We start from the raw sequence: 25,552 nt of genomic DNA on the forward strand, positions 1-25,552 counted from the left end.
CGATGCCCGACGTGCCTGACGACTACGTCGACCACCCGATCCGGTCCTACGTCCGGACCGGCGGTCGCGTCCGCCCGACCCACCGGCTGACCCCGGCGACGCTCCTGATCGGCCACACCAGCCCGTCGGCCACACCGGCGTCCGTGGGCCGCCAGGAGCGCGAGGTCCTCTCCCAGTGCCTCGGCGTGATCTCGATGGCGGAGATGGCCGTCCACCTCGGCCAGCCGGTCAGCGTCCTCGCGGTGATCGCCTCGGACATGATCGACGCCGGCCTGATCGGCGTACGCCCCGACAGCGACACCGCCGCCGGCCCCTCCCGTGAAACCCTCCAGAAGGTGCTGCATGCTCTCAACCACCTCTGACAACCACTATCTGGCCCCCACGGTCGTCGAGTCGGTCAAGATCCTGGTCGTCGGCTCCTTCGGGGTCGGCAAGACCACGCTGATCGGCGCGGTCAGCGAGATCGAGCCGCTGCGCACCGAGGAGTCGATCACCCAGGCCAGCGAGGGGATCGACTCGGTCGAGGCGACGCCGGAGAAGTCGACGACCACGGTCGCGATGGACTTCGGCCGGATCACGCTGACCGACGAGATCGCGCTCTACCTGTTCGGCACGCCGGGGCAGCGCCGCTTCTGGGACCTGTGGTCCGGCCTCGCCGAGGGAGCCGCCGGCGCCCTGGTCCTGGTCGACACCCGCCGCATCGAGGACTCCTTCGAGGTGCTGGACCAGCTCGAGACGCGTACGTCGCTGCCCTTCGTCGTCGCGATCAACCAGTTCCCCGGCGCCCCGAACTACGAGCCCGACCAGATCCGCACGGCGCTCGACCTCGACGAGGAGACCCCGATCGTGGTGTGCAACGCCAAGAACCGCAACGCCTGCGTCCGAGCGCTCGCCGCGCTCGTGCGCCACGCCCTCAAGACCCACTGACCACGCAGCCCAGACCCAGACGAACAGGCCCCGCGATGACCCCGACCCGCACCGTACGTCTCGCCGACCTCACCGACCTCGTCCAGGCACCCGACACCGTCGGGCCCCGGGCGCGGGAGGTGCACGCCCGGCTCCGGGCCGAGTGGGGTCCGGTGGCCCCTGGCGAGCTCTCCCCCGGCGTACGCCTCTGGTTCGCGATGGGCTACGCCGAGTTCAGCGAGGTCATCCGCAACGAGGAGGTCTTCTCGCGCAACGGCGACAACTGGAGCGCGGTGCAGGAGGGCAAGATCCTGCCGGACATGCCGATCTACCCGTTCGTGACGACCCGGCAGAACTCCTTCCACAACGACGGCGAGCTGCGCCGGCGGCTGCGCTCGCCCGTCGACCGAGCCCTCTCCCGGGTCGACGAGCACGGCTACGCCGCGCAGGTACGCAGCATCTGCAACGACCTCGTCGACGACATGCTCGAGCGCGGCGAGGCCGACCTGGTCCAGGACTACGCCGTGCTGATCCCGCTCCTCTCGGTCGCTGCCATGTTCGGCATGGGCCCCGAGGTCGGCGACTCGATGCGCAAGGCCGCGCACAAGGTCCTGGGCGGTGGGCAGCTCGCCCAGGAGGGCGTCATCGAGCTCGCCGTCGAGATCGTCGACCACATCGCCAGACGCCGGATGGATCCCAGCGACGACCTGACCTCGCACCTGATCGACGACCCCGGCCTCTGGGACGACAACGAGGTCATGGAGGCGATGATCGTGATGATCATCGCCGGCAACGAGCTGACCATCGCGACGATCACCCAGACGCTGCTGCTGATGCTCTCCGACGAGCGCTTCGCGGGCAGGCTGCGTGGCGGCCGTCTCGGCGTCGACCAGGCGATCGAGGAGGTGATGTGGCGTGACCCGCCCTGCTACAACATCACCCCGCGCTTCGCGCTGCGCGACGTCGAGCTCGGCGGTCAGCTGATCCGGAAGGGCGACGCGGTGGTGCCGTGCATCGCCGCGGCCAACCTCGACCCGCTGATGACCGGCGGCGACCCGTGGGTCGAGATCGGCAACCGGGCCCACATGTCGTGGAGCGCCGGCCCGCACTCCTGCCCGGCCCAGCGGCCGGGCACGATCATCGTCCAGGCGGCCGTACGCACCGTCCTGGAGCGCCTCCCCGAGGTCACCCTCGCGGTGCCGGCCGACCAGGTCGAGCGCAACACCGACTCGCTCTCCTACCGCTACCCGACCTCGATGCCGGTCAGGTTCGTGCGGACGTTGAGCTAGGCGAGCGAGACCAGGTCGGCGTACTCCTCGTTCCAGAGGTCCTCGACACCGTCGGGGAGGATGAGCACCTTGTCGGGCTCCAGCGCGTGCACGGCGCCCTCGTCGTGGGTGACCAGCACGATCGCGCCCTCGTAGCGGCGGATCGCGTTGAGCACCTCCTCGCGGGAGGCCGGGTCGAGGTTGTTCGTGGGCTCGTCGAGCAGGAGCACGTTGGCCGCGGAGACGACCAGGGAGGCCAGCGCCAGCCGGGTCTTCTCCCCACCGGAGAGCACCCCGGCGGGCTTGTGCACGTCGTCACCGGTGAAGAGGAACGCACCGAGCACGGTGCGGGCCTCGGTGTCGGTGAGCTGTGGCGCCGCGGACTGCATGTTCTCCAGCACCGACCGCTTGGTGTCGAGGGTCTCGTGCTCCTGGGCGTAGTAGCCGATCTTGAGGCCGTGACCGGGCACGACGCGACCGGTGTCGGGCTCGTCGACCCCGGCCAGGATGCGCAGCATCGTGGTCTTCCCGGCGCCGTTGAGCCCGAGGATGACCACCCGGGTCCCCCGGTCGATGGCCAGGTCGACGGCGGTGAAGACCTCCAGGGCGCCGTAGGACTTGGACAGGTCGTTGGCGGTGAGCGGGGTCTTGCCGGACGGCGCGGGCGAGGGGAACTTGATCGCGGCGACCTTCTCCTGCTGCCGCTCGCCCTCGACGCCCTCCATCAGCTTCTCGGCGCGCTTGAGCATCTGCTGGGCAGCTGTCGCCTTGGTGGCCTTGGCGCGCATCTTGTTGGCCTGGTCGGTGAGCGTCTTGGCCTTGTTCTGCGCGTTCATCAGCTCGCGCTTGCGCCGGGCCTCGTCGGTCTCGCGCTGGGTCAGATACTGCTTCCACGGCATGTTGTAGATGTCGATCACCTCGCGGTTGGCGTCGAGGTGGAAGACCTTGTTGACCGTCTGGGCGAGCAGGTCGTTGTCGTGGGAGATCACGATGAAGCCGCCCTTGTAGGACTTCATCCAGTCGCGCAGCCAGATGATCGAGTCGGCGTCGAGGTGGTTGGTCGGCTCGTCGAGGATCAGCACCTCGGCGCTCGAGAACAGGATGCGTGCCAGCTCGACACGCCGCCGCTGGCCGCCCGAGAGCGTCTTCAGCGGCTGGGTCATGATCCGGTCGGGGATGCCGAGCGACTGGGCGATCTGCAGGGCTTCCGTCTCGGCCGCGTAGCCACCGCCGGCGTCGAGCTCGTCGTGAGCGCGCTGGTAGCGCTTCATCGCCTTCTCGCGGACGTTCGGGTCGTCGGAGCCCATCTCCTCCTCGGCGATGCGCATACGGCGTACGGCATCGTCGAGCCCGCGGGCCGACAGGATGCGGTCCTTGGCGATCACCTCGGGGTCGCCGACCCGCGGATCCTGGGGCAGATAGCCGATCTCACCGGTGTTGGAAACCGTTCCGGAGGCAGGCAGATGGTCGCCGGCGAGCACCTTCGTCAGGGTCGTCTTCCCGGCGCCGTTACGGCCCACGAGCCCGACCTTGTCGCCGGGTCCGACTCGGAAAGTGACGTTCTCCATCAAAAGTCTGGCGCCGACGCGGACTTCTAGGTCATGGGCAGTGATCATTACCGTCACTAGTGTATGGGCGGGGCACTCGGCTCCACACATCACCACCTCCAGGGGGACAAGATGCGGTTCAACCCGAAGGCCAGACTCGACACCAGCCGGACGTCCGGCGGCGGTGGCGGTGGCGGGTTCGGCGGAGGTGGCGCCCGCATCCCGATCCCCGGCGGCAAGGCGAGCGGCGGGATCGGCACCGTCATCGTGCTGCTGGTCTTCTTCCTCATCACCCAGTGCACCGGCGTCGGCCCGCAGGTCCTCGGCGAAGGCGGCGGCTCGACCTCGGTCGGCACCGGCACCTTCGGCGGCCTCCAGGCGGCCGAGGGCGGGGAGACCGGCGACTTCGGTTCCTGCCGGACCGGCGAGGACGCCAACAACGACGAGAACTGCGCGTTCGTCGCGCTGGAGAACTCGCTGACCGGCTACTGGGACTCCCAGCCCGACCTCTCCGGCCGGTTCGAGCCCGAGCAGTCGGTGGTGATCTTCGCCGACCAGGTCCAGACCGGCGGCTGCGGCTCCGCGTCGAGCTCCGTCGGACCGTTCTACTGCCCGGCCGACCAGACCATCTACCTCGACCCGACCTTCTTCGACTCGATCTTCGAGCAGCTCGGCGGTCAGGACACCACCTTCGTACGCGCCTACGTGCTCGCCCACGAGTACGGTCACCACATCCAGAACCTGCTCGGCACCATGGGCCAGGTCCGCACCCAGCAGGGCCCCGACTCCGACGCCGTCCGCCTGGAACTGCAGGCCGACTGCTACGCCGGCATGTGGACCGCTGCCGCGGAGAGCGACGAGTTCATCGAGGACATCACCGAGCAGGACATCTCCGAGGGCATCTCCGCCGCCAAGACCGTCGGCGACGACCACATCCAGTCGCAGACCACCGGCCGCGTGGACACCTCGCAGTACACCCACGGCTCCTCCGAGCAGCGGATCGCCTGGTTCAAGAAGGGCATGACCACCCCCGACTCGATCGCGGGCTGCGACACGTTCAAGGCGCGGGATCTCGACCGGCCGTAGCCGTCCTCGTGGGGGCGCAGCTCACATCTCGAGCAGAGCCTCCACCAACGGAGCCTGCTTCTGCAGAGTCCGCAGATGCGGCGCGACGGCGGGGTGGCGGAACTTCGCGAGCAGCGGGCCCTCCCCCGGCGTGACCCGGCTCAGCGCCCACTCGGCACGGCTGAGCGCGGTGTAGACCGCGCTGATCTGGGCACCGAGAGTCACCTGCTCGCGGGTCGCGATGCCGGGCGGCAGCCCCAGGACGTACGCCTCCAGTAACGGCTCGAACGACTCCCGGGCGTGCAGCAGGTAGAGCCCGAGATCCCCACCGACGGGACCCAGGCCGAGGCTCGACCAGTCGATCGCGATCAGCCGCTCGCCGTCGCCGGTGCGGCCGAGGAGGTTCTGGGGCGCGGGGTCGCCGTGCTGGGCGACCTGGGGAAGCCCGTCGAGGAGATCGGTGAAACGACCGCGCCGCTCCCAGAGGGTGTGGGCGATGTCCGCGGCGGTCGTACGCATCATGGTCGGCCAGCCGCCGTTGTACTCCACCCGCGCCATCCGGTCGCGGAACTGGTCGCGCGCCAGCCAGCGCGCCTCGCCGAGGTCCGCACCGGCGAATCGACCCATCGAGAGGGCCGCGAAGAGACCGGAGTTGGCGGCGTCCTCGACCCACTCGGTGGTCAGGGTGATGCCCTCGTCGTCCTCGGCGACGCTCGTGCGGGCGGAGATCATGCCCGGGGTGTCGTCGACCAGCCCGGTGGTGGCGACGTCCGCCGCCCGCCGCCAGTAGGCGAAGTGTCGCCGCCGGCTCAGCTCGACCGGGTCGTACGTCCCCGGGCGACCGATCCGTTTGACCACGACCGGCTCCTCGCCCACGGCGGTGCGCCAGACCCCCAGCGTGGAGGGTCCGGTGCCTCCGGGAAGGACGAGCCACCCGGGGTCGGGTTGCCACATGCTTGCCAAAGTAGCGCATCCTCGCAGGTCGTGACCGTATTCGCCGCCGGGATGCCACGACGGCGTGATCGGGCCGATATCGTTGAGCCGATGTCCGAGACTGACTACTGCGAGCTGTGTGACCTGCCGAAGTCACAGTGCATCCACGGCCGGCCCCCGGCCCCGCCCGCTCCGGCTCCGGTGCGGAAGCCTGCGACCCGGGTCCGCAAGACCACGACGAGCTCGACGGCCTCCGCCCCGAAGGTCGTCACCAAGTCCGCTCCGCGCAAGTGGACCCCACCTGCCGCCTTCGCGCCGCTCATCCTCGAGATCCTCGAGGCCTCCGGCGGTTCGATGACGGCCGACGCCGTCCTCGACGAGCTCGAGACCCAGCTGGCCGACCAGCTCCTGCCGGGCGACTTCGAGACCACCCCGGAAGGCGAGCTCCGCTGGCGCTACGCGGCCCGCCGCGCCCGCCAGACGCTCCTGAGCGACGGCTCGATGATCAAGGGTTCGCCGGGAGTCTGGCAGCTCGCCTGACGCCGAGGCGTCACGAGTCGGCGTTGAGGACCTCGATCCTCACCTTCTGGGCGTCCTCGATCGCCTGATCGAGCACCGCGCGGTTGGGGTTCTGCACGGCCAGCCACGGTCCGGCGACGGTGAGCGGCCGCAGCCGCCGGTCCTCGAGCACGTCGTCGACGCCGCCGTGGTCGCCGCCGGTGACGAGCGGACCGCTCAGCCCGTCGAGGATCCGTGCGGCGTGCTCGGCGGCCGCCTCGTAGGCCGCGCTGGCCTGGTTCGCCCGGCGCCTGGCGAAGCGCTGCTGGCTCCAGCCACCGGCCTTGGTCTTTCCCTGGACGTGGCGGCGGCCGATCTTGTGGTCGGCGATCTCGGCGCCGTTCATCCGGGCGATCGCGAAGCCGCCCTTGCGCACCAGCAGGATGCCCCAGTCCTGCGGGGCCGCCGACGCGGCGATGAACGCCTCGACCTCGGCCGGCCCGGCGTACGTCTTCTCGAACGGCAGCGCCGCGATGAACGAGGATCCGTCGGCCGCGTCACCGGTCAGCGCACCCGAGTCGACCGCGAGCCGGGTCTCGCCGTGTCGTGCCGCGAAGTTGTCGACCCAGCGCTGGATCCGAGCGACCGGGACGGCGACGTTGGGCATGGCCGTACGTTACCGTCCCGGTCGACAGGGAGCCGATCAGTCGGCCCGGATCAGTTGGTGATGACGAGCTCGACGCGTCGGTTGCCCGGGTCCGGCTTGCCGGGGACGATCGGCCGGGTCTCGCCGTAGCCCTTCGAGGTGAGCCGGTCCGCCTCGACACCCAGACCCACCAGCGTGTCCAGGACCCGCTTGGCCCGGCGTTCGCTCAGGTCCTGGGTGTGCGCGAGCATCCCGGTGATGTCGGCGTGCCCTTCGATCCGCACTGTGACGTCCGGGTGCTCGGTCAGCGTCGCCGCCAGCGCCTTGACCACGCCGAGCCCGTCGCTGGTCAGCACGTCGCTGTTGTGCTCGAAGCCGATCGACCGGAACCTGTCCAGCTCGGCCTGCGCCGCCTCGCGCTCCTCCGTGGTCGGCGTCGGCGACGCTTCCGCCGTGACGGCCGGCTCCGACGGCTCGGGCTCCGTGGTCGCCTCGGCCTCGCTGTCGCCGCCCACTGCGTCCGTGCCGCTCCCGTCCTCACCGGTGACCGCACCATCCGGGCCGAAGGCCTGGACGACGCGTACGCCGCTGACGTCCTCGACGAGCGCGCCGGCCTCGACCGCGGCGGCCTCCGTCTTCGCGGTGACCTCGCCGTCGCGCCCGGTGAAGGCGACCTCCACCTCGTCGAGCCCGGCCTCGGACAGCGCTGCGGCCGCCTTGTCGGTCAGCTTGTCCTCGATCCGCTCGCGGAAGACCGTGTCCTGGACCGCCGTGAGCCCGCCGAGCAGGACGACGCCGACGATGACGGGTAGGACGATCCGACGCAGCCTCATGCCTTCGCCCCGGAGGCGTCGTCCTCAGCGGCTTCGACCGCGGCGACCTCGGCCGCATCCTCGGCCAGTGCCTCGGCCTTGTCCTCGGCGTCGGTGATCTCGTCGACGTCGGCGAAGTCGACCTTCTCGTGGAACTTCACGCTGCGGTCCTGACCGCCGACCAGATAGTCCTGGAACTCCTTCAGCCCGTCCTCGTCGCCTTCGGCCAGGAGCTGCGCCTGGCGCGCCCACGAGCTCGCCGACGGAGCGAACCGCACGCCCTCCGCCTTGATCGCCGCACGGAGCTCGTCCTCCGTGGCCGCGGCGACACGGGCGTACGTCACATAGCCCTGCGCCTTCAGCGCTGCGTCGATCTTCGGGCCGATGCCCTCGATCCGCTTGAGGTCCTGCGGCTCCGGCTCCGGCTCGGGCTTCTGCTCAGCCGCCTCGCGCGCGACGGACTCCGCCTCGGCGACGACCGCGGCCTCGGCCGTGGCCTCGACCTCAGGCTCGGCCTCGGCCGCCGGCTCAGGCTCCGGCTCAGGCTCAGAAGCCACCGCGTCCTCGGACTCGGCTCGAGCAACGGGGACGGCAGCAGCCTCGACCTCAGGCTCGATCTCAGGCTCGACCTCCGACTCCGAGGTGGTGTCGGCCTCCGGCGCCGCGGCCGCCGACTCCTCGACGACGGTGCGCTTGCTGCGGCGGCCCCAGATCAGCCAGCCGACGAGCAGTCCGATCGCGAACGCGACCAGGATGAATACCAAGCTCTGGGCGATGAACCAGCCCATGAGGAACCTCCAGATGACTTGCGGTGTGTGAGAGAGAACCGGCCTCTGGCACCCACGACGGGCGCACGGGAACGGACCACCGCAAGTCGCCCCGCAGACCGCCGAACTCGGCCGAACGCGCGGACGCTCCCACATGTCCGCACGGCATGGAAAGACCCGCCGCGCGATGGCTACCGATCCGTTGCCGAACTGTCGGTCAGACCAGGACGAACGGCCACGAAAATGTCCCTCACAGCCGGCGCAGCAGGCGTTCCGGCGCGATCTGCCGGTAGGCGTCCTCGCAGACCTCGGCGACCTCGGACCAGTCGACGTCACCGTCGAGCCGCATGCCGATCCAGCCCCGTCCACCGACGTAGGGAGGGACGAAGAAGCGCTCGGGATCGTCGCCGACGACCTCGTCCTGCACCCCCGCCGACGCGGCCGCCCACAGGTGCGGCTCGTCGCGCCCGTGGTGGCCCTGTGGCCACAGCATCACGAACTGCTTCTTCACGAAGAACCCGGGCGCGCCGTGGGTGACCCGCTCGGCGCTCTCCGGGAACCCGAGGCAGATCGCCCGGACCCGGTCGGTCAGCTCCTGCGGTGACATCCGGCTGGGTTCATTCGGGCTTCGGCCAGATGAGCTCGAAGCGCTCGAGGACGACGGGCATGTCCTCGGCGAAGCCGCGGTCGTGGCCGGCCTCCTCGGAGAAGAAGCGCCGGTGGACCTCACGCCAGTGCTCCAACGAGCCGTCGCCCTCGCCCTCGGCGCGAGCGTGCTCCTCGGAGACCTCGTCGAACGGCACCACGTCGACCGCGGTGGTCACGACCAGAGCCCGCGGGTGACCGGCACCGTCGAGGACGATGCCGAGGGTGCCGACGGTCGGGATGGGCTCCTCGGCGGCCTCGTAGTCCCACATCGCCGAGGCGGTCGCGGTCTTCACGCCCTCCAGGACGAGCTCGAGGAGCTCGTTGGACTGCTCCGGCGTGCCTCCGAAGGCCCAGGCCGGGGGCTGCAGCGCCTCCAGCGGCGAGGCGCCGAAATAGCCGGGTGCGGCGCTGAGGTGGGCGTGGTGCTTGACGTCCTCCCAGAACGCGGCGATGTCGGCCTCCTGCTGGGAGTCGAAGTCAGGGGCCTCAGGCGCAGGGGTCACGTCGTCGCTCATAGGCGTCACTCAACCACAAGTCGGGTCTAGCCGTGCCGGGACTCGGCCGACGTACGCGGCGCGGCCGACCGGGCCGTGACCAGGCGGGCCTCGACGCGCCAGCCCAGCTCGGCGTAGAGAGCCTCGCCCATCTCGCTGGCGACCAGGAGGCCCTGGACCGCACCGGCCTCCCGTGCGGCCGCGACGAGCAGGCTCATCACCGCGGCGCCCAGCCCGCGGCGCCGGTGGCCGGGATCGGTCTGGATGCGGTCGGCGACGGCGTCGGTGCCGATGACCGCGATCCGCCCGCCGGCCGCCACCGCCTCCGCGGCGTCGTCCGGGCGCACCCTCACCGCGATGACGCCGCCATCACGCTCCACCTCGACGCGGTAGCCCTCGGGGAGCGGCCGGGACTCGTGGTCGGCAAGGCGGATCGACATCAGCGCCTCCTCGGCGTCGGTCGCCGTCAACCCACCCTCTGCGAACCAGGGGCGTACGCCCGCAGGCGACTCGGTCACCACCGACAGCCACGCCTCGGGCGTGGCCCGGACCGTGTCGACGAGCTCGCCGAGCGTGTCCGCGTCGTCGGTCGCCACCCACTCGACCCGCCGCTCCGGCTCCCCCACCTCGACGCGTACGCCTCCGGGGACCGCCGCGGGACGCGGGAAGCCCCGCGAGTAGGCCCAGCCCCGCGCCCATCGCGCGACCAGCTCGGGAAGGTCTGCGTTCTGCGCCGCCAGTGCGAGAGCGGCCTGCCGACCGCGATACCACTCCCCCAGCACGGCCACGACCAGCATGACGATGGCCAGGTAGATCGCACGAACATCGGAGGAGAGGAACCCAACCAGCACGAGCACGACCGCGGCGATGTAACCGAACCAGATCCGACCAGGTGCCTCCACGTCCGCGGAGCCTACCCGCGCGTCAGCAGAGCCGCTCCCGCAGCGTCGCGACTCCGGTCCCGGTCAGGTCCGCGAGTGCGACCGACCGGCCGGAGAGGGCCATCGCCAGAGCCTCGCTCGGACCGGTGACCTCCGCGGCCTCGTCCGCGCCCAGGACCAGTCCTGATCGGTCGCGCGGAGAGCGAGCCCGTCGAGCCGGCCGGCCGGAACCACCCCGAGCGAGGCCTGCTTCGTCGGCAGCCAGTCGAGCACCGCCCGCCAGTCCTCGAGCGGGACGTCGGTGTCCAGGCCGAGCGGCCGGGCGCAGTCGCGCAGGTGGATGCAGTGGTCGGTGAACTGGCCCATCGGACCGACCCCGGGAGCCGGCACCCGCTTCTCGGCGTACGTCCTCAGCAGCCCGGTCAGCTCGGCGACCGGCCGTCGCGCCTGCTCCTCGGCGATCGCGGCGGAAGCGCGGTCGATGGAGCCGCCGGCCAGCAACGTACGCCACAGCAGCCGTCCGATCCCGACAGAGAACGGCATCGCGCTGTGTCCCAGCACCTCCTTCACCGTCCATGCCGGGCAGAGGCTCGGCGTCTCCAGCTGTGCCTCGTCGAGACCCTCGAAGAAGTCGGCGAGCAGACGGCGGTTGGCTGCGGTGCGGGCGGCTACGTCCATGCCGCCATCGTGTCAGGCCGCGGCCTCCTCGGTGACCGGCTCGACCGACGGCTTCGTCCCGGCGTACACGTCCCGGTCGATCTCGTCGGCACCGTGCGCGACGAGCAGGGCGACCATGGTGTCCCCGTTGACGTTGAGGAACGTACGCAGGATCCCGGTGAACCAGTCGACCGCGATGAGCAGTCCGGCGGCCTCGATGGGCAGGTCCAGCGAGGTGGCGAGGAAGATCGCGACGACCGGGAAGCCGCCCGGCACCGTGATCGTGCCGATGTTGAGCAGCACCGCGAGCGCCATGCCGAGAGCGATGTCTCCGGGCGAGAGCGAGACGCCGGAGGCCTGGGCGAGGAAGAGCACCACGATCGTGTAGTTGAGGACCGCGCCGCACGAGCCCATCGTCATCCCCAGGCAGAGGGTGAAGTCCGCGACGCGCTTCGAGATGCCGAACTTCTCGACGGCGTTCTTCAGCACGGTCGGGAAGGTGACCGCCGACGACGTCGTGGTGATGGCGACGACGGTCTGCTCGGCGAGCTTCGCGGGCATGAGCAGCGGGTTCAGCCGGGTGACGGCGACGACCACGACGAGGTAGAGGGCGAAGATGATCACGACCCCGGCCAGCGTCGCCCCGAGGTAGGCGAGGGCCGTGGTGACGACCGCGAAGCCGACCCGGCCGGCGAGGTCGGCGAGGAGGCAGAAGACGCCGATCGGGGCCAGCAGCATGACGTACCTGATCATCAGCAGGACGATCGCCTGGACCTGCTCGAAGAAGGTGAGCACGACGGTCGGGCCATTGACGGCGCTGTAGCGGTTGAGCGCGAGGCCGAAGAGCAGGGCGAAGACGATGATCGGCACCATCGCGCCGGTGGCCATCGCCTCGACCACGTTGGTGGAGACGAAGCTGGTCACCGTCTGCTGCCAGCCGACCGCCGTCTCCGCGGCCGAGTCGGCCAGGGCCGGGTCGAGCTCCCCGTCGTAGCGCATCCCCGCGCCCGGTTGGATCAGCTCGGCCAGTCCCCAGCCGACGAAGGCCGCGACCACGGCGAAGCCCAGCATCCAGCCGAACGTCGCTCCGGCCAGCCTGCCGGCGCCTGCCCCGGTCATCGCGCCCGTCGCCACGATCACCGACGAGGCCACCAGCGGGACGATCGACATCTGGATCAGCCGGATGAAGATGTCACCGACGAACTTGAGGTTCGCCGCCCACTCCCCGGCCACCAGGCCGAAGACGATGCCGGCTATCGCACCGACGAGGATCAGGACGGCCGGGGACTTCAGGACCTTCATCGGGTCTCCTAAGCGTCGGGGAGGCGGTCCCCGGACGCTAACCAGGCCGCGTACGCAGCGGGTTAAGCCGCCGTCACCGGCACGTTTCCCGACAAACCAGTGGTCTCGCCACCGCCCCGGTCAATAGCATGGGCGTCATGCGCGAGACGACCATCTGCACCTCCCTGGACCGCCCGGTCCGGGGCGTGGAGTTTACGCGCCCGGAGCCGCATCAGACGTAGGTGCTCACCACACCCACCGGGCCGCTCCGATCGACACGGAGCGGCCCTTTCTCATGTTCAGCAACAGTCACCAGGAGGTGAACGAGATGGAGATCAACACACTCTTCGGAGAGGGATTCAGCACCAAGACCTATGAGCTGACGCTGAAGCACCCGACTCCCCGGACCGACGAGTGGGCCTGCGTGGGCGAGGACCCGGAGCTCTTTCACCCCGAGGACCTCACCCAGCTCGCCGAGGCCCAGGAGGTCTGCGCGCGATGCCCGATGCGGCAGACCTGCCTCGACCTCGGCATCGACCGACGGGAATGGGGCGTCTGGGGTGGTGTCCTGCTGGAGAGCGGCAGACCCCGCGACACCCCCAGAACCCCCGGACGGAAGCCCTACAAGCGAAGCCAGGAGGCGATCACGCGCGCCCGCAGCGTTGCCTGAGTCGTCCGGCGTCCTCGTGACACACCGCCGAGTCGGCTCGTCATGACGAGCCGACTCGGCGGGCTAGCGCGTCAGAACGCGCCGGTTCGGCCTCAGGCCAGCACGGTCTCCAGTGCGACCGTGTCGATCCTGACGGCCTCGCCGACCGGGGCGTTGGTCAGCTCACCGGCATGGGTGTTGAGGCCCTTGGCCAGCGCGGCGTCCTCACGCAGGGCCTGCTTCCAGCCCTTGTTGGCCAGCGCGACCGCGTAGGGCATGGTCGCGTTGGTCAGCGCATAGGTCGAGGTGTTCGGCACCGCACCCGGCATGTTGGCCACGCAGTAGAACGTCGAGTTGTGGACCTGGTAGGTCGGGTCGGCGTGGGTGGTGGCGTGGGAGTCCTCGAAACAACCACCCTGGTCGATCGCGATATCAACCAGCACCGAACCCGGCTTCATCCGCGAGACCAGATCATTCGAGACCAGCTTCGGCGCCGCCGCCCCCGGAATCAGCACCGCACCGATGACCAGGTCGGCCTGCAGCACCTGCTCCTCCAGCACCAGCTTGTTCGACGCCAGCCCGTGGACCTGGTTGGAGTAACGCCAAAACGACATCCGCAGCTTCTCCAGATCGGTGTCCAGCAACGTCACATCCGCACCCATCCCGAGCGCGATGTTGGCCGCGTTCTGCCCCGAGACACCAGCACCGATGATCACGACCTTGGCGTTGGCCACACCACCGACACCACCCATCAACACACCCCGACCACCCTGGGCCTTCATCAGGTTGTACGCGCCCACCTGCGGCGCCAAACAGCCCGCGACCTCCGACATCGGATACAGCAACGGCAGCGCCCGGTTGGGCAGCTCCACGGTCTCGTAGGCGATCGCGGTGACCTTCTTCGCCAACAGCTCCTGCGTCAGCGGCTTGTCCGCAGCCAGGTGCAGATAGGTGAACAGGGTCAGGCCCTCACGCAGACGGTGATACTCCTCCGCCACCGGCTCCTTGACCTTCAACACCATCTCCGCGTTGCCCCAGGTCTCATCGGCATCACCCAGGATCTTGGCACCCACCGCCGCATACTCGCCATCGGTGATCGAGGAACCGAGACCGGCACCGGCCTGCACGAACACCTCATGGCCGTTGGCCACCAGCTCGTGAACACCCGAAGGGGTGATCGCCACCCGATACTCGTGGTTCTTGACTTCCTTGGGAACGCCGATTCTCATGGCTCAACTCTGAACATGATGTTCGGTCCAGCGCCAGAGATTCGCTGATAATTCTCTAGGATCGGCGTATGACATCGCGATCTTCGGAATCCGGCCGGATCCACACGGGACGATCGAACAATGTTCGGGCACCTCGCAGCGGGTTGGAGCGGCGGACGGTCGAGCGTCCGCCGCTGGACGACATCGACCACATCCTGCTGGAGGAGCTCTCGATCGATGCCCGGATCCCGAACAACGCACTCGCGGCGAAGGCCGGCATCGCCCCCTCGACCTGTCTGACGCGGATCCGAGCGCTACGCGAGCGTGGCGTGATCCGCGGCTTTCACGCCGACATCGACCCAGCACTGGCCGGCCGGCCGCTCCAGGCGATGGTGGCGGTACGGATCCAGCCGAACGCGAGGAGCCGGCTCGACCCGTTCCTCTGGGATCTCTCGGAGCTGCCAGGAGTGCTCAACGCGTTCCTGCTCGGCGGCACCTATGACTTCTTCGTCCACGTCGCCGCACCGGACTCCACAGCGCTCAACGCCTTCGTGGTCGAGCACCTGAGCAGCAACCCGGATGTCGCCCTCACCGAGACGAGCCTGATCTTCCAGCACGCCCGCTCACCGCGCTTCGCGTGAGCGTCCACGTGCGGGACTCACCCTGCGTGGGCATGATCTGCCGAACCGGGTCGATCGCGCCGCCGAGCAGACCGTCCACGGAGGCGATCTCGATGACCGGGCCGTCGACGACGACGCGTACCGATCCCTCGGTCCACGGCATCCGGGCGCTCTTCTGGCCCGGGCGATCGAGCCGGAGGACGCCGTCGCGGACCGACACGACGGCACTCTCCGCCTCCTGGGACCTGAGGACCAGGAGGTCGCCGTCAGGCGCCGGATCCCACATGACGTCGTACGCGGTCGCGGTCGCCCCGTCCTCGCTGCGGCGGTCGTCGAGGTCCGGGTGGGGCTCCGCAACCAGCCGGTCCCCTCGGATCGAGAGGAGATGGGGAAGGCTCAGGCAGCTGGCCCAGCCCTCGGCTGGATCACTCACCCCGCGCATCCAGAACATCAGGCAGGGACGGCCCTGCCGGTCGCGGAAGAACGACGGGGCGTAGTAGCTGTCACCGAAGCTGAGCTGGCCCCAGGTGTCCGCCACGAAGCGCCCGTCGGCGAGCTGCCCGATCCCGTAGCCGGCGTGGTGCAGGACGTCGTCGTCCCAGATCGAGCTCACCATCACCCAGCGGCCCTCGATCTCGAAGAACTGGGGACACTCCCACAGCGCGCCCGTCCAGACCGGGTCGGTCTCGCCGGTCGACCGTGACACCGCGACCCCGTCGTAGGTCCATTGGTCGAGGCCGGCCGACGTATAGGTGAGTGCCATGGCCAGGCCGGTGCTGTCGGCCGCACCCACGAACATCCGCCAGCCGTCGCCGTCGCGCATCACGAACGGGTCCCGGTAGGCGATCAGGTCGAGATCGTCAGGAGCCTCGATCAGTACGTCGCCCTTGTTCCATGCCGTCCAGGAGCCGTCCTCGGGAGTGGCCACCCTGATCCGACCGATGCCGATGCCCGGCTGGACCACCGAGGTGTAGAGGATGCGCGCCGATCCGTCGTCGTCGCGGACCAGGCTCCCGGTCCAGATGCCGTCGTCGCCCTCGCCCGGTGCGATCGCGACCGGACGGTGCTCCCACGCGAGCAGGTCGTCGCCGACGGCGTGCCCCCAGTGACAGTTCGGCGCCCAGACCATGCTGCCCGGGACGTACTGGTGGAAGAGGTGGTAGGCGCCGTCGCGGAACGTGATGCCGTGCGGGTCGTTGATCCAGCCGGACGCCGCGGTGAAGTGGAGGGTCGGTCGCACGTCAGTTCCGCCCGTCGTACTCGCGCCGGATCTCACGAGCCTGATCGCGGTTGCCCTGCTCCCAGGCGTCGACCTCGAGCCGGCGCTCCTCACGCAGCGCATCCCGCTTCGCGACGAACGCCGCCATCCTCTCGGCCGCGGCCTCGCGGGCCGCCTGCTGGTCGGCGTTCAGCGGAGGGAGCGGGACCTCGATGACGCGGTCGACCGGACGGAGAGGAAGCCGGTCCTCGACCTCAGGCACGGTCAGGACGGGCGACGGAAGCGTCTGGTACCAGTACGCCGTCGAGGACCAGTCGTCGGAGAGGTGGTTGCCGTGACCGTGCTCGAAGGTCACCTTGATCCGTTTCTCGAACCGGATCGGGTCGACGATGTGGAAGCGATAGCTGTGGTGGAACCCGGGGACGTCCTCCTCGTGCACGATCGTCCCGTTGAAGTTGTACGCGTTGTGCTGCATGCCCCAGGCGTGACCGAAGTAGTCCTCCATGCCGGTGCCGTGGAGGCTGGGCGGCCAGGTGTCGTCGTCGATGAAGATCATGTCGTCGCCCTCGCCCCACCACGATCCCTGGAAGTGGCGCACCGCGACGTTGCAGCCCACGTAGTGGCCGCGCCCGGTCGTCTCGAGCGCGACGTAGTTGTCGGCGCCGGTGAGGTTGGGGATGGTCGTCTCGATGCTGTTCGCCTGGAGGTCGGGTCCCCAGCCCACGTTGGGCAGCGATCGGCGCCAGTGGGCGTGGAAGTACACGGTGTCGTCGGGAAGCGGGTCCGGCGAGAGCTCGTAGTCGATGTAGAAGTACTGCAGGTAGGGGATGTCGTTCTGGTTCTCGACGACCACGCGGGCGCGGTGCGCGAACGGCATCCGGAAGTAGCTGTTGAACGCGGCGCTGCCGCCGAACGTGTGCAGCTCGGCCTCCTTCGCGGACACCGAGAGGGGCAACGAGTCATAGCTGCCGCTGAGCGAGTTCATCAGCCCGAAGAAGTCGCCGAGCGGCGCGATGACGCTCGGCGTCTCCTGGTCGTCCCAGTAGATCTTCAGCAGGATCTTCCGGTAGTAGTCGGGATCCACGACCTCCCAGCTGACGCCGAGGGCGTTGTGGATCTCGAGCATCGGCACGCCGACCACCTCGGGGGCGATCTGTCCCGGCCCGGGCTGGATCCGGCAGGACTGCGTCATCCAGATGTGGGTGATCGCCCCCGGGCCCTCGATGTCGGCGAGAGTCCGCTCCTCCCCGGGCATCACGATCCAGTTGTCGCGGTTGCGCCCGGTCTGGTCGAAGCTCGAGGCCCGCGCGCTGCGTCCTGGTCGTGCCCGGGTGAGATCACCGAGGAGGCCGGTGGGGGTGGATGGCGCACTCATGGTTGTCCTTTCACTGCGTCCGGGGTGGAGTCCGAACGCCCATCGAAACGTTTGCGTCTAGCTCGTGGATCGTAGAGCCAGTCGCGCATCGGGCGCAATGGGCGCTAACCTGCAAAATCCCGGGCGCCACCCAGAGGCCACCGGTCACGAAAACGATTGATTGGAGAGCGGATGGCTACGATCGTCGAGGTCGCGCGACTTGCCGGCGTGTCCACATCGACGGTGTCGCACGTGCTCAACGACACCCGCAACGTCGAGCCGAGCACCCGCGCCAAGGTGATGGCCGCGATCGAGAAGACCGGATATCGCCAGGACGCCGTCGCCCGCGCCATGCGCCGGGCGCGCACCGACAGCATCGGACTGGTCGTCTCCGACGCCGGCGAGCCCGCGTTCGCCGAGATGGTCCACGGCGTCGAGCACGCCGCGGCAGCACGGGGGCTGACCTTGATCCTCGCCAACTCGGCCGAGGACCCCGTACGCGAGGAGCGTGCCGTGAACACGCTGCTCTCCCGCCGTGTCGACGGACTGATCATCGCGCGGTGTGCGGAGTCCAGCGCGACGGTCTCCTCTCGCCTCGAGTCGGAGGCACCGCGCCCGGTGGTCCTTCTGGACCGAGTCTTCGACAACTCGCCCCACGACCAGGTGGGCGCCGACAACCGCGACTCGATGCGCAGGCTCGTCGAGCACCTCCAGGCGGCCGGCCACCGCCGATTCGTCCTCGTCGCGGGCGACCAGCGCGTTCCCACGCTCGTCGAGCGCTTCCGCGGGTTTCGCGACGCTATCCCGGATGCGGACCTGCCCCAGCAGGTCGTCGTCGATGCGGTCGACATCGCGGAGGTGCGGGAAGCAGTCGCGACGGCGCTCGAGCAACACCGCGCGAGCTGCGTGATCGCGGCGAGCACACCCCTCGCGGTCGCGGCGCTCGAGTGCCTCCGCGACGCCGGCCTGGCGACACCCGACCAGATCGCGTTCGCGGCATTCGACGGCTTCAGCCACTCGGACCTCTTCCGTCCGACCATCACCACCGTTCGACAGCCGGCGTTCGAGATGGGCGCAGCCGCGGTCTCGCTGCTGATCGACCGGCTGGCCGCACCGGGTGCGAGCCCTCGCACCCTTCGGCTCAACCAGACGCTGGAGCTCCGCGAGTCCACCGAGAACTACGAGCCGCGAGCTTCTTGACAGCGTGTGACGGGCGCCACTAGATTCGCAATCGATTCGCGCAAACGTTTCGATAAAATCGCACTTCGAGCCTCGGGCACCGCCAACAGAAGGACACACCATGCCTGGCCAGAACCCCTCCTGGTCCCGCCGTCTCCGCCGCCCCGTCGGCGTGGGCCTCGCGGTGACCGCGATCCTGTCTCTCGCGGCCTGCTCGAGCGATGCAGACGAGGGCGGGAAGACAACGATCACGCTCTCGATGCAGAACGCCGACGTGAAGACCGCCGACCCGGCCACCTGGGCCATCGTCGAGGCGTTCGAGGACGCCAACCCCGACGTCGACGTGGAGGTCAGCGGTCAACCCGTGGCCGAGCACCTGCAGTCGCTCTCGATCGCGGCCCAGAGCGACACGCTGCCCGACATCTTCTGGGTCTACAAGGCCAACGCCGAGGAGATGCTCGAGGGCGACCGTCTCATGGACCTCTCCCCCGTGCTCGACGAGCTCGGCATCCTCGACCGGCTGCCGGACAGCACCGTCGCGAACTACACCGCCGACGGAAAGGTCTTCGGCGCTCCCTACCAGGGCCTGCTGACCGGCCTGTGGGTCAACAACAAGGTCCTCGCCGACAACGGCCTGTCGATGCCGAAGACCTTCGACGACCTGCTCGCGGTGGCACGCGCACTCGACGCCAAGGGCGTGGTCACCATCTCCAACGGCGCCAGCCAGTCCGCCTTCAGCGTGTGGCAGTTCCTCGTCTGGCTCGACCGCTTCGGCTTCGAGGACAAGGCCGAGGGCCTCCTGGACGGCTCGGAGAAGTGGGACAACCCCGACTTCATCCGGATGTACGAGCACATCGCCGAGCTGCGCGACGCCGGCGCCTTCTCCTCGAACGTGTCCACCCAGACCTACCAGCAGGCGGTCGACCAGTTCCTCCAGGGCAAGGCCGCGTTCCTCGACTCGGGGGTGTGGGCGGCAAGCGCCATCCAGGAGTCCAAGGTGGCGCCGGACGCCGACTTCTGGCGAGGACCGGAGTTCTCCGACGGCGTCGGCGAGCAGAACATCGTCATGAACGTCGCGTCCGCGCCGCTCGTGGTGGCCGAGAAGGTGGCCGACGACGATGCCAAGCTCGACGCCGTCAAGGACTTCCTGGAGTTCTACTACAGCGACGAGGGCCAGCAGATCCTGGTCGACAACGGTCAGCCGCCGGTGACGGACTACGAGCCGAAGCTCGACCCGGTCAAGCAGAGCGTGCTCGCGTCTGCCATCGACGAGGCGCAGGCCGACGACGTCACCAGCCCCGAGAGCCAGCCCGACCTGCTGTTCTCGGTCGACGTCTCCAACGCCATCTACGACAGCATCTACGGCGTCATCCAGGACCAGCTGAGCCCGTCCGAGGCGGCAGCGCTGGTGCAGAAGGCGCTCGACAACCAGTGACCTTCCGTGGGGTGTGCCGACGCCGGCACACCCCACGCCCACATCGGCCTCCGAACTACTGCGAAGCGAGCATCACCCATGGTCTGGGTCAGTTCCCCGTGGAAGATCGCACTGATGGTCTTCCCCGCCTTCATCCTCTTCACGGCCTTCTTCATCTACCCCGTCGTGTACGCCGGCGGCTACAGCCTCACCGACGCCGCCGGGTTCAGCGGCGCCGACTTCATCGGGCTCGACAACTACCTCGCGCTGGGTGAGGACCCGTTCTTCCGGCGCTCGGTCACCAACACCCTGCTCATCCTCGTGCTGAGCGTGACGTTCCTGGTGCCGGCCTCGTTCGGGCTCGCTCTGCTGATGCAGCAGCGCGTCCGTGCCGCCGGCGCCCTGCGGGCGCTCCTCTTCGGTCCCGCGATCGTCGCTCCGATCCTCGTCGGGCTCGTCTGGGTGTTCATCCTCGACCCCCGGGTGGGTCTGCTCAACCACCTCCTGGAACCGCTCGGGATCCCGCCCGTGCAGTGGATCGGTGGCGACTCCCTCGCGCCGTACTCGATCGCAGTCGTGTTCATCTGGGCAAGCGTCGGGTTCGCGATGACGATCTTCTACGCCGGCCTGCGGCTGTTGCCGGCGGAGGTGATGGAGGCCAGCTCCCTCGACGGGGCCAGCAGGTGGCAGCAGCTGCGCTACGTCACGATCCCGATGATGCGGGAGACGATCGGGATCGTGTCGCTGTTGCTGATCACCAACGTGTTCAAGATCTTCGAGCTGGTCTACATGCTCACCGGGGGCGGGCCGGTGCACAGCTCGGAGACCCTGGTCAGCTACATGTACTTCGTCACCTTCACCGATCAGCGCTACGGCTCGGGCATGGCGATCGCGATGGTGGTCTTCGTCATCGGCGCGCTCACCTCGCTCGCCTACCTGACCCTCTCGCGCCGCGGGCGGCTCGCATGAGCGCGCAGGTGGCCGAGAACGCCACGACCAGCAGGGACAGGACGATGAGCGGATCTCGTACGCCGGCGCCGACGCCCAGGCCGAGAGCCGGCCGGCGGATGCGACGGCCCGCCGTCATCATCAGCGCCGCGGCGTACCTGATCACGTTCCTCGTCGTACTGCCGATCCTCTGGATCACGCTGCTGTCGTTCCAACAGAGCGACACGATCCTGTCCGACCCGTTCTCGCTCGACTCGCTGACGCTGGACAACTACCGCAACGTGCTCGAGACGCTGCCGCTGGTCCGGATGTACGCGAACACGCTCATCATCGCGGTGGCATCGGTGACCGTCGGCACCGCCGTCTCGTTCATGGTGTCCTTCGCGCTGACCCGCATGGTCTTCCGGCGGCGACGTACGCAGTCCTTCCTCCGCTTCTACCTCCTGTCGGGTCTGGCAGTCCCGGTCTACGTGCTGCTGTTCCCGGTCTACCGCCTCGACCTCGCGCTGGGGATCTACGGGACCTATCTGGCCGTGGTCATCCCCTACATCGCGGTCTCGATCCCGTTCAACACCCTCCTGCTGACCGGCTTCCTCCGCGACTTCCCGAGCGAGCTCGAGGAGGCGGCGATCATGGACGGCGCCGGGCTGTTCCGGATCTGCTGGTCGGTGGTCCTTCCGACCATGCGCCCGATCCTCGCCACGATCGTCATCTTCAACGTGGTCTACGTGTTCAACGAGTTCCCGTTCGTGTCGATCCTGATCAACGACCCCGACCTGGCCACCGTGTCCCTCGCCGTGTCCCGGTTCCAGGGCCAGTACACCGTCGACTACGGCGGCATGATGGCGGCCGCAACGCTGGTGCTCCTCCCCCAGCTCGCCATCTACGCCGTCTTCCAGCGCCATGTGATCGCCGGACTCACCGCCGGCGCAGTGAAGGGATGAGCACCATGCCAACACCTCCAGCAGTGCATGCGGCAGAGCCGGTGGTCACCCGCCGGCAGCTGCTCGCCATCGTCGGCGCCGCCACCGTCGCCGCCTCGCCGATCGTCGCCACGGTCGGTGTGCCCCCACAGCAGGCAGCGGCCGCGACCAGCCATCCGGCGTACGCCGCCATCGTCGGCCTCCTCTGACAACCCCACGAAGACAGGACATCGCCATGGCATCCACCGTCTACGACGTCACCACCTTCCCTGCCAGCGTCTCGCCGTACACCGACATCGGCCGGGTGATCAACGAGATCATGGCCGACATCCGCACCCAGCAGTCCGGCCAGACCACCCGGCCCGGAGCCGTCATCTACATCCCGCCCGGCCACTACACCCTCGCGACGACGGCGGTCATCGATCGCAGCTTCATCACCGTCAAGGGCTCCGGACACGGATTCCTCTCCGAGGCCATCCGCGACGACGTCGACCACTCCGCCTGGACCGAGACGCTTCCCGGATCCAGCCACGTCCAGATCGCCAACGCCAACCAGGTCGGATTCCTCGTCGACAAGAGCGGCCAGCCAGGCGCCAACGGGCGACTCAACTCGGTCGTCTTCCAGGACTTCTGCATCGACGGCGTCAGCAGCTCCAAGCCCTACACCGGCGCGAACGGCAACGGGAAGGTGGGGATCAAGGTCCAGTTCGACTCGGACGCCGTCCGCGTCGAGGGGATGGGCTTCGTCTACCTGCAGGAGGCCGTGACCATCCGCAACGCCGACGCCTACAGCATCACCAACAACTTCATCGGCGAGTGCGGCAACGGCATCCGGATGATCAACGGGTCGATCGTCGGCAAGATCACCAACAACTACATCGTGACCCCGTGGGGCGGACACTCGATCTTCATCGAGAACGTCGAGAACTGTCTGATCAGCGGCAACAGCCTGCTCTGGGGCGCCCGCATCCAGTTCAAGGGAGTCGACCGCGCGGTCATCACCGGCAACAAGCTGGTCAGCAACTTCTCCGGGATGATCGTGCAGGAGACCACCTGCCACGAGCATCTGATCAGCGGCAACCACTTCCGCCGGATCTTCGGCGACGGTGGTCCGGCACCTCAGGACGACCTGTTCGGCATGGTCCACCTCAACGGCAACGACAATGCCGTCTCGTCCAACTTCTTCTCCTTCAGCGTCCCCTCCGGGAGCATCGTGCCCTCGGGCGCCACCCCGACGATCGTGCTCGTGAAGAGCGGGACGCGGAACTTCCTGTCCAGCAACCAGCTGGCGTCCAACGTGGCCGTGCGTCACGTCGTGGACGCGAGCGCGACGAGCACGAAGGTGCTGTGGTCGGGCTCCAGCAGTCAGCTGCAGGATCTCGGCTCAGGCACCGCCCTCGTGGCGACTCCGTGAACCGAGGGAAATGACGTGGAGTCCTGAGGTCACCGGGTGACCTCAGGACTCCCACGTCGGGCGAAACCCTCAGACGTTGAACCCGAGAGCGCGCAGCATCTCGCGGCCGTCGGGGGTGATCTTGTCCGGGCCCCAGGGCGGCATCCAGACCCAGTTGATGTGCACGTCGTTGACCAAGCCCTCCAGCGCGGTGGCGGTCTGGTCCTGGATGACGTCCGTCAGCGGGCAGGCCGCCGAGGTCAGCGTCATGTCGATGACCACGTTGGAGTGGTCCTCGATGTGCAGGCCGTAGATCAGGCCCAGGTCGACGACGTTGATGCCGAGCTCGGGGTCGACGACGTCCTTCATCGCCTCCTCGACGTCCTCGATCTTCAGGCTCGCGCCCTCGACCGTGGACGTACGCATCCCCTGCCACTCCGGGGCCTCGTGACCGTGGCCATGGCCGTGACCCGAGTGGTCGTGACCGGCGTGGTCGTGACCGGCGTGGTCGTGTGTGCTGTGGTCGGTCTCAGTCATCAGTTCTCCTCAGCGAGAGTCTTCGCGGTGGCGTCTTTCCACGCCATCCACGAGAGCAGCGCGCACTTGATCCGGGCGGGGAACTTGGCGACGCCGGCGAAGGCGATGCCGTCCTCCAGAATGTCCTCGTCGGGCTCCACCTGACCCTTGCCCTGCATCAGCCGCAGGAACTCCTCGTGGATGACCATCGCCTCGTCCACGCTCTTGCCGACGACCAGGTCGTTGAGCACCGAGGCGGAGGCCTGCGAGATGGAGCAGCCGAGGGCGTCGTAGGAGATGTCCTCGATCTTGCCGCCGTCGACGTGCACACGCAGGGTGATCTCGTCACCGCAGGTCGGGTTGACGTGGTGAACCTCGGCTTCGAAGGGGTCGCGAAGACCCTTCCCGTGCGGGTTCTTGTAGTGGTCCAGGATGATCTCCTGGTACATCGCTTCGAGGTTGGCGGCAGTCATCACTGGTCCAACTTGAAGAACGTGCGTACGTATTCCAACCCCTCGACCAGCGCGTCGATCTCGGCGGGCGTGGTGTAGAGGTAGGACGACATCCGGTTGGAGGCCTGCACGCCGAACCGCTGGTGGGCCGGCTTGGCGCAGTGGTGGCCGGCGCGGATGGCGACGCCCTTGGAGTCGAGCACCTGGGCCACGTCGTGCGGGTGGACCCCGTCGAGCTCGAAGGCGATCGCGCCGCCGCGCTTGGCGGCGTCGGCCGGGCCGAGCACGGTCACACCGGGCACGCTCGCGAGACGCTCCAGCGCGTAGGCCGTGATCGCCTGCTCGTGGGCGTGGACGTTCTCCATGCCGACGTGCATGAGGTATTCCAGCGCCGCCCCGAGACCCACGGCCTCGGCGATCGGCGGCGTGCCGGCCTCGAACTTGTGCGGGATCGGCGCGTAGGTCGACTTCTCCATCGTCACGGTCGCGATCATCTCGCCGCCACCGAGGAACGGGGGCAGCGCCTCGAGCGCCGCGCGCCGGCCCCACAGGACGCCGATGCCGGTCGGGCCGACGACCTTGTGGCCGGTGAAGACGAGGAAGTCGGGACGCTCCTCCTCGGCCATCGAGGCCAGGTCGATCGGCACCACCGGCGCCGCCTGCGCGGCGTCGACGACGACCAGGGCGCCGACCTCGTGCGCCTTGCGGGCGATCTCGCCGATCGGGTTGATCGTGCCGAGCATGTTGGAGACCCAGGTCAGCGCGACGATCTTGGTCGCCGGCGTGATCAGCTCGTCGATGTTCGACAGGTCGAGCTGACCGTCGTCGGTGAGCCCGAACCACTTCAGCGTCGCACCCGCACGCTGCGTGGCGAGCTGCCACGGAACGATGTTGGAGTGGTGCTCCATCTCGGTGGTCACGACCACGTCGCCGGCAGCCAGCGGCACGGTGTTGGCGACCAGGTTGAGACCCTCGGAGGCGTTCTTGGTGAAGATCACCTCGTCACGCTCGGGCGCGCCGAGGAAGCGCGCGACGATGTCGCGCGCCCCCTCGAACGCCTCGGTGGCCTCGGCACCCAGGTGGTGCATCGCCCGGGCGATGTTGGCGTTGTGCCGCTCCAGGTGGTCGACCATGGTGTCGATCACGATCTGCGGCTTCTGCGAGGTGTTGGCGCTGTCGAGGTAGACCAGCGGGGTCTCGCCGCCGTCGAAGGTGCGCTCCAGGATCGGGAAGTCCTTGCGGACCAGATCCAGGTCGGGCAGCAGACCCTTCAT

The 25,552-nt window shown here is 68.8% G+C and carries 29 protein-coding genes; 13 read left to right on the top strand and 16 right to left on the bottom strand.

Translation table 11 applies throughout. The features are described from left to right. Nucleotides 1-2 precede the first annotated feature (2 nt). From ACWZJV_RS02895 to ACWZJV_RS02905, 3 genes are read left to right on the top strand one after another with little or no spacing between them, the layout of a single operon-like run. On the top strand, nucleotides 3-362 hold the full coding sequence (locus ACWZJV_RS02895; protein ID WP_008357075.1) for a DUF742 domain-containing protein: 360 nt from the start codon (nucleotides 3-5) through the stop codon (nucleotides 360-362). After that, complete coding sequence (locus ACWZJV_RS02900; RefSeq protein WP_457180167.1) at nucleotides 343-927, top strand: GTP-binding protein; 585 nt, start codon at nucleotides 343-345, stop codon at nucleotides 925-927. The genes ACWZJV_RS02895 and ACWZJV_RS02900 overlap by 20 nt, the downstream gene beginning before the upstream one ends. Nucleotides 928-962: 35 nt before the next feature. After that, nucleotides 963-2,195, top strand: a complete 1,233-nt coding sequence (locus ACWZJV_RS02905) for a hypothetical protein (RefSeq protein WP_457180168.1) — start codon at nucleotides 963-965, stop codon at nucleotides 2,193-2,195. Here the strand turns inward: ACWZJV_RS02905 and abc-f are convergent. After that, nucleotides 2,192-3,790, bottom strand: coding sequence for a ribosomal protection-like ABC-F family protein (abc-f, locus tag ACWZJV_RS02910; protein WP_008357082.1), 1,599 nt, complete (start codon nucleotides 3,788-3,790; stop codon nucleotides 2,192-2,194). The genes ACWZJV_RS02905 and abc-f overlap by 4 nt on opposite strands. A 15-nt stretch (nucleotides 3,791-3,805) precedes the next feature. On the opposite strand from abc-f, the gene ypfJ reads away from it, so the two are divergent. Beyond that, nucleotides 3,806-4,807, top strand: a complete 1,002-nt coding sequence (gene ypfJ / locus ACWZJV_RS02915) for a KPN_02809 family neutral zinc metallopeptidase (protein WP_457180169.1) — start codon at nucleotides 3,806-3,808, stop codon at nucleotides 4,805-4,807. A gap of 21 nt (nucleotides 4,808-4,828) precedes the next feature. Here ypfJ and ACWZJV_RS02920 read toward each other — a convergent pair whose 3' ends face one another. Further along, nucleotides 4,829-5,740, bottom strand: a complete 912-nt coding sequence (locus tag ACWZJV_RS02920) for a phosphotransferase (protein WP_008357086.1) — start codon at nucleotides 5,738-5,740, stop codon at nucleotides 4,829-4,831. Nucleotides 5,741-5,830: 90 nt separating this feature from the next. Between ACWZJV_RS02920 and ACWZJV_RS02925 the strand changes: the two genes are divergently transcribed. Continuing rightward, a complete protein-coding gene (locus ACWZJV_RS02925) occupies nucleotides 5,831-6,259 on the top strand; it encodes a hypothetical protein (protein WP_008357088.1) in 429 nt (142 codons plus the stop codon). Nucleotides 6,260-6,269: 10 nt separating this feature from the next. Here the strand turns inward: ACWZJV_RS02925 and ACWZJV_RS02930 are convergent, their stop codons facing one another. From ACWZJV_RS02930 to ACWZJV_RS02965, 8 genes are all read right to left on the bottom strand, one after another. Further along, nucleotides 6,270-6,884 (bottom strand): acVLRF1 family peptidyl-tRNA hydrolase, encoded by a 615-nt coding sequence (locus ACWZJV_RS02930; protein ID WP_457180170.1) that lies wholly within the window; start codon nucleotides 6,882-6,884, stop codon nucleotides 6,270-6,272. 50 nt (nucleotides 6,885-6,934) lie between these two features. Beyond that, nucleotides 6,935-7,696 (bottom strand): OmpA family protein, encoded by a 762-nt coding sequence (locus ACWZJV_RS02935; protein WP_457180171.1) that lies wholly within the window; start codon nucleotides 7,694-7,696, stop codon nucleotides 6,935-6,937. Next, nucleotides 7,693-8,463, bottom strand: a complete 771-nt coding sequence (locus ACWZJV_RS02940; protein ID WP_457180172.1) for a hypothetical protein — start codon at nucleotides 8,461-8,463, stop codon at nucleotides 7,693-7,695. Before ACWZJV_RS02940 ends, ACWZJV_RS02935 begins: the two co-directional genes overlap by 4 nt. A 229-nt stretch (nucleotides 8,464-8,692) precedes the next feature. Next, nucleotides 8,693-9,049, bottom strand: a complete 357-nt coding sequence (locus ACWZJV_RS02945) for an MmcQ/YjbR family DNA-binding protein (RefSeq protein ID WP_457180173.1) — start codon at nucleotides 9,047-9,049, stop codon at nucleotides 8,693-8,695. A 10-nt stretch (nucleotides 9,050-9,059) separates the two neighbouring features. Further along, nucleotides 9,060-9,605, bottom strand: coding sequence for an ASCH domain-containing protein (locus ACWZJV_RS02950; RefSeq protein ID WP_457180174.1), 546 nt, complete (start codon nucleotides 9,603-9,605; stop codon nucleotides 9,060-9,062). A gap of 26 nt (nucleotides 9,606-9,631) precedes the next feature. Then, nucleotides 9,632-10,486 carry a GNAT family N-acetyltransferase gene (locus tag ACWZJV_RS02955; RefSeq protein WP_457180175.1) on the bottom strand — a complete coding sequence of 285 codons (855 nt, stop codon included), beginning with the start codon at nucleotides 10,484-10,486 and terminating at the stop codon, nucleotides 9,632-9,634. 63 nt (nucleotides 10,487-10,549) lie between these two features. Further along, on the bottom strand, nucleotides 10,550-11,143 hold the full coding sequence (locus ACWZJV_RS02960; protein WP_457180176.1) for a maleylpyruvate isomerase N-terminal domain-containing protein: 594 nt from the start codon (nucleotides 11,141-11,143) through the stop codon (nucleotides 10,550-10,552). Between the two features lie 12 nt (nucleotides 11,144-11,155). Further along, nucleotides 11,156-12,424 (bottom strand): dicarboxylate/amino acid:cation symporter, encoded by a 1,269-nt coding sequence (locus ACWZJV_RS02965; RefSeq protein ID WP_457180177.1) that lies wholly within the window; start codon nucleotides 12,422-12,424, stop codon nucleotides 11,156-11,158. 307 nt (nucleotides 12,425-12,731) lie between these two features. Here ACWZJV_RS02965 and ACWZJV_RS02970 point away from each other — a divergent pair, with 307 nt between their 5' ends. Continuing rightward, entirely contained in the window at nucleotides 12,732-13,073 is a 342-nt protein-coding gene (locus ACWZJV_RS02970) for a WhiB family transcriptional regulator (RefSeq protein ID WP_457180178.1), read from the top strand. A 92-nt stretch (nucleotides 13,074-13,165) separates the two neighbouring features. Here the strand turns inward: ACWZJV_RS02970 and ald are convergent, their stop codons facing one another. Continuing rightward, nucleotides 13,166-14,281, bottom strand: a complete 1,116-nt coding sequence (gene ald / locus ACWZJV_RS02975) for an alanine dehydrogenase (protein ID WP_457180179.1) — start codon at nucleotides 14,279-14,281, stop codon at nucleotides 13,166-13,168. A gap of 68 nt (nucleotides 14,282-14,349) precedes the next feature. Between ald and ACWZJV_RS02980 the strand changes: the two genes are divergently transcribed. Beyond that, nucleotides 14,350-14,901, top strand: a complete 552-nt coding sequence (locus ACWZJV_RS02980; protein WP_457180180.1) for an Lrp/AsnC family transcriptional regulator — start codon at nucleotides 14,350-14,352, stop codon at nucleotides 14,899-14,901. Here the strand turns inward: ACWZJV_RS02980 and ACWZJV_RS02985 are convergent. Further along, the gene (locus tag ACWZJV_RS02985; RefSeq protein ID WP_457180181.1) at nucleotides 14,849-16,120 is read right to left on the bottom strand and encodes a glycoside hydrolase family 32 protein; all 1,272 of its coding nucleotides are present in this window, start codon (nucleotides 16,118-16,120) and stop codon (nucleotides 14,849-14,851) included. The two genes, ACWZJV_RS02980 and ACWZJV_RS02985, sit on opposite strands and share 53 nt — an antisense overlap. 1 nt (nucleotide 16,121) lies before the next feature. Then, the gene (locus ACWZJV_RS02990) at nucleotides 16,122-17,474 is read right to left on the bottom strand and encodes a glycoside hydrolase family 172 protein (RefSeq protein WP_457180182.1); all 1,353 of its coding nucleotides are present in this window, start codon (nucleotides 17,472-17,474) and stop codon (nucleotides 16,122-16,124) included. Nucleotides 17,475-17,645: 171 nt separating this feature from the next. Between ACWZJV_RS02990 and ACWZJV_RS02995 the strand changes: the two genes are divergently transcribed. From ACWZJV_RS02995 to ACWZJV_RS03020, 6 genes are all read left to right on the top strand, one after another. After that, a complete protein-coding gene (locus tag ACWZJV_RS02995; RefSeq protein WP_457180183.1) occupies nucleotides 17,646-18,653 on the top strand; it encodes a LacI family DNA-binding transcriptional regulator in 1,008 nt (335 codons plus the stop codon). Between the two features lie 100 nt (nucleotides 18,654-18,753). Beyond that, nucleotides 18,754-20,067 carry an ABC transporter substrate-binding protein gene (locus ACWZJV_RS03000; protein ID WP_457180184.1) on the top strand — a complete coding sequence of 438 codons (1,314 nt, stop codon included), beginning with the start codon at nucleotides 18,754-18,756 and terminating at the stop codon, nucleotides 20,065-20,067. 78 nt (nucleotides 20,068-20,145) lie between these two features. Beyond that, nucleotides 20,146-21,015, top strand: a complete 870-nt coding sequence (locus ACWZJV_RS03005; RefSeq protein WP_040754978.1) for a carbohydrate ABC transporter permease — start codon at nucleotides 20,146-20,148, stop codon at nucleotides 21,013-21,015. Next, nucleotides 21,012-21,938 (top strand): carbohydrate ABC transporter permease, encoded by a 927-nt coding sequence (locus ACWZJV_RS03010; protein WP_457180185.1) that lies wholly within the window; start codon nucleotides 21,012-21,014, stop codon nucleotides 21,936-21,938. Before ACWZJV_RS03005 ends, ACWZJV_RS03010 begins: the two co-directional genes overlap by 4 nt. A 5-nt stretch (nucleotides 21,939-21,943) precedes the next feature. Then, nucleotides 21,944-22,126, top strand: a complete 183-nt coding sequence (locus ACWZJV_RS03015) for a hypothetical protein (protein WP_196873769.1) — start codon at nucleotides 21,944-21,946, stop codon at nucleotides 22,124-22,126. A 26-nt stretch (nucleotides 22,127-22,152) separates the two neighbouring features. Beyond that, the gene (locus tag ACWZJV_RS03020) at nucleotides 22,153-23,331 is read left to right on the top strand and encodes a NosD domain-containing protein (RefSeq protein ID WP_457180186.1); all 1,179 of its coding nucleotides are present in this window, start codon (nucleotides 22,153-22,155) and stop codon (nucleotides 23,329-23,331) included. A gap of 69 nt (nucleotides 23,332-23,400) precedes the next feature. Here the strand turns inward: ACWZJV_RS03020 and ACWZJV_RS03025 are convergent, their stop codons facing one another. The 3 genes from ACWZJV_RS03025 to ACWZJV_RS03035 form a co-directional block, all read right to left on the bottom strand. Beyond that, the gene (locus ACWZJV_RS03025; protein WP_050800687.1) at nucleotides 23,401-23,736 is read right to left on the bottom strand and encodes a metal-sulfur cluster assembly factor; all 336 of its coding nucleotides are present in this window, start codon (nucleotides 23,734-23,736) and stop codon (nucleotides 23,401-23,403) included. A 110-nt stretch (nucleotides 23,737-23,846) separates the two neighbouring features. After that, nucleotides 23,847-24,299, bottom strand: a complete 453-nt coding sequence (gene sufU, locus ACWZJV_RS03030; RefSeq protein WP_231380243.1) for a Fe-S cluster assembly sulfur transfer protein SufU — start codon at nucleotides 24,297-24,299, stop codon at nucleotides 23,847-23,849. Further along, nucleotides 24,299-25,552 (bottom strand): cysteine desulfurase, encoded by a 1,254-nt coding sequence (locus tag ACWZJV_RS03035; RefSeq protein ID WP_457180187.1) that lies wholly within the window; start codon nucleotides 25,550-25,552, stop codon nucleotides 24,299-24,301. The genes sufU and ACWZJV_RS03035 overlap by 1 nt, the downstream gene beginning before the upstream one ends.

Source organism: Nocardioides sp. WG-D5, assembly GCF_054031175.1.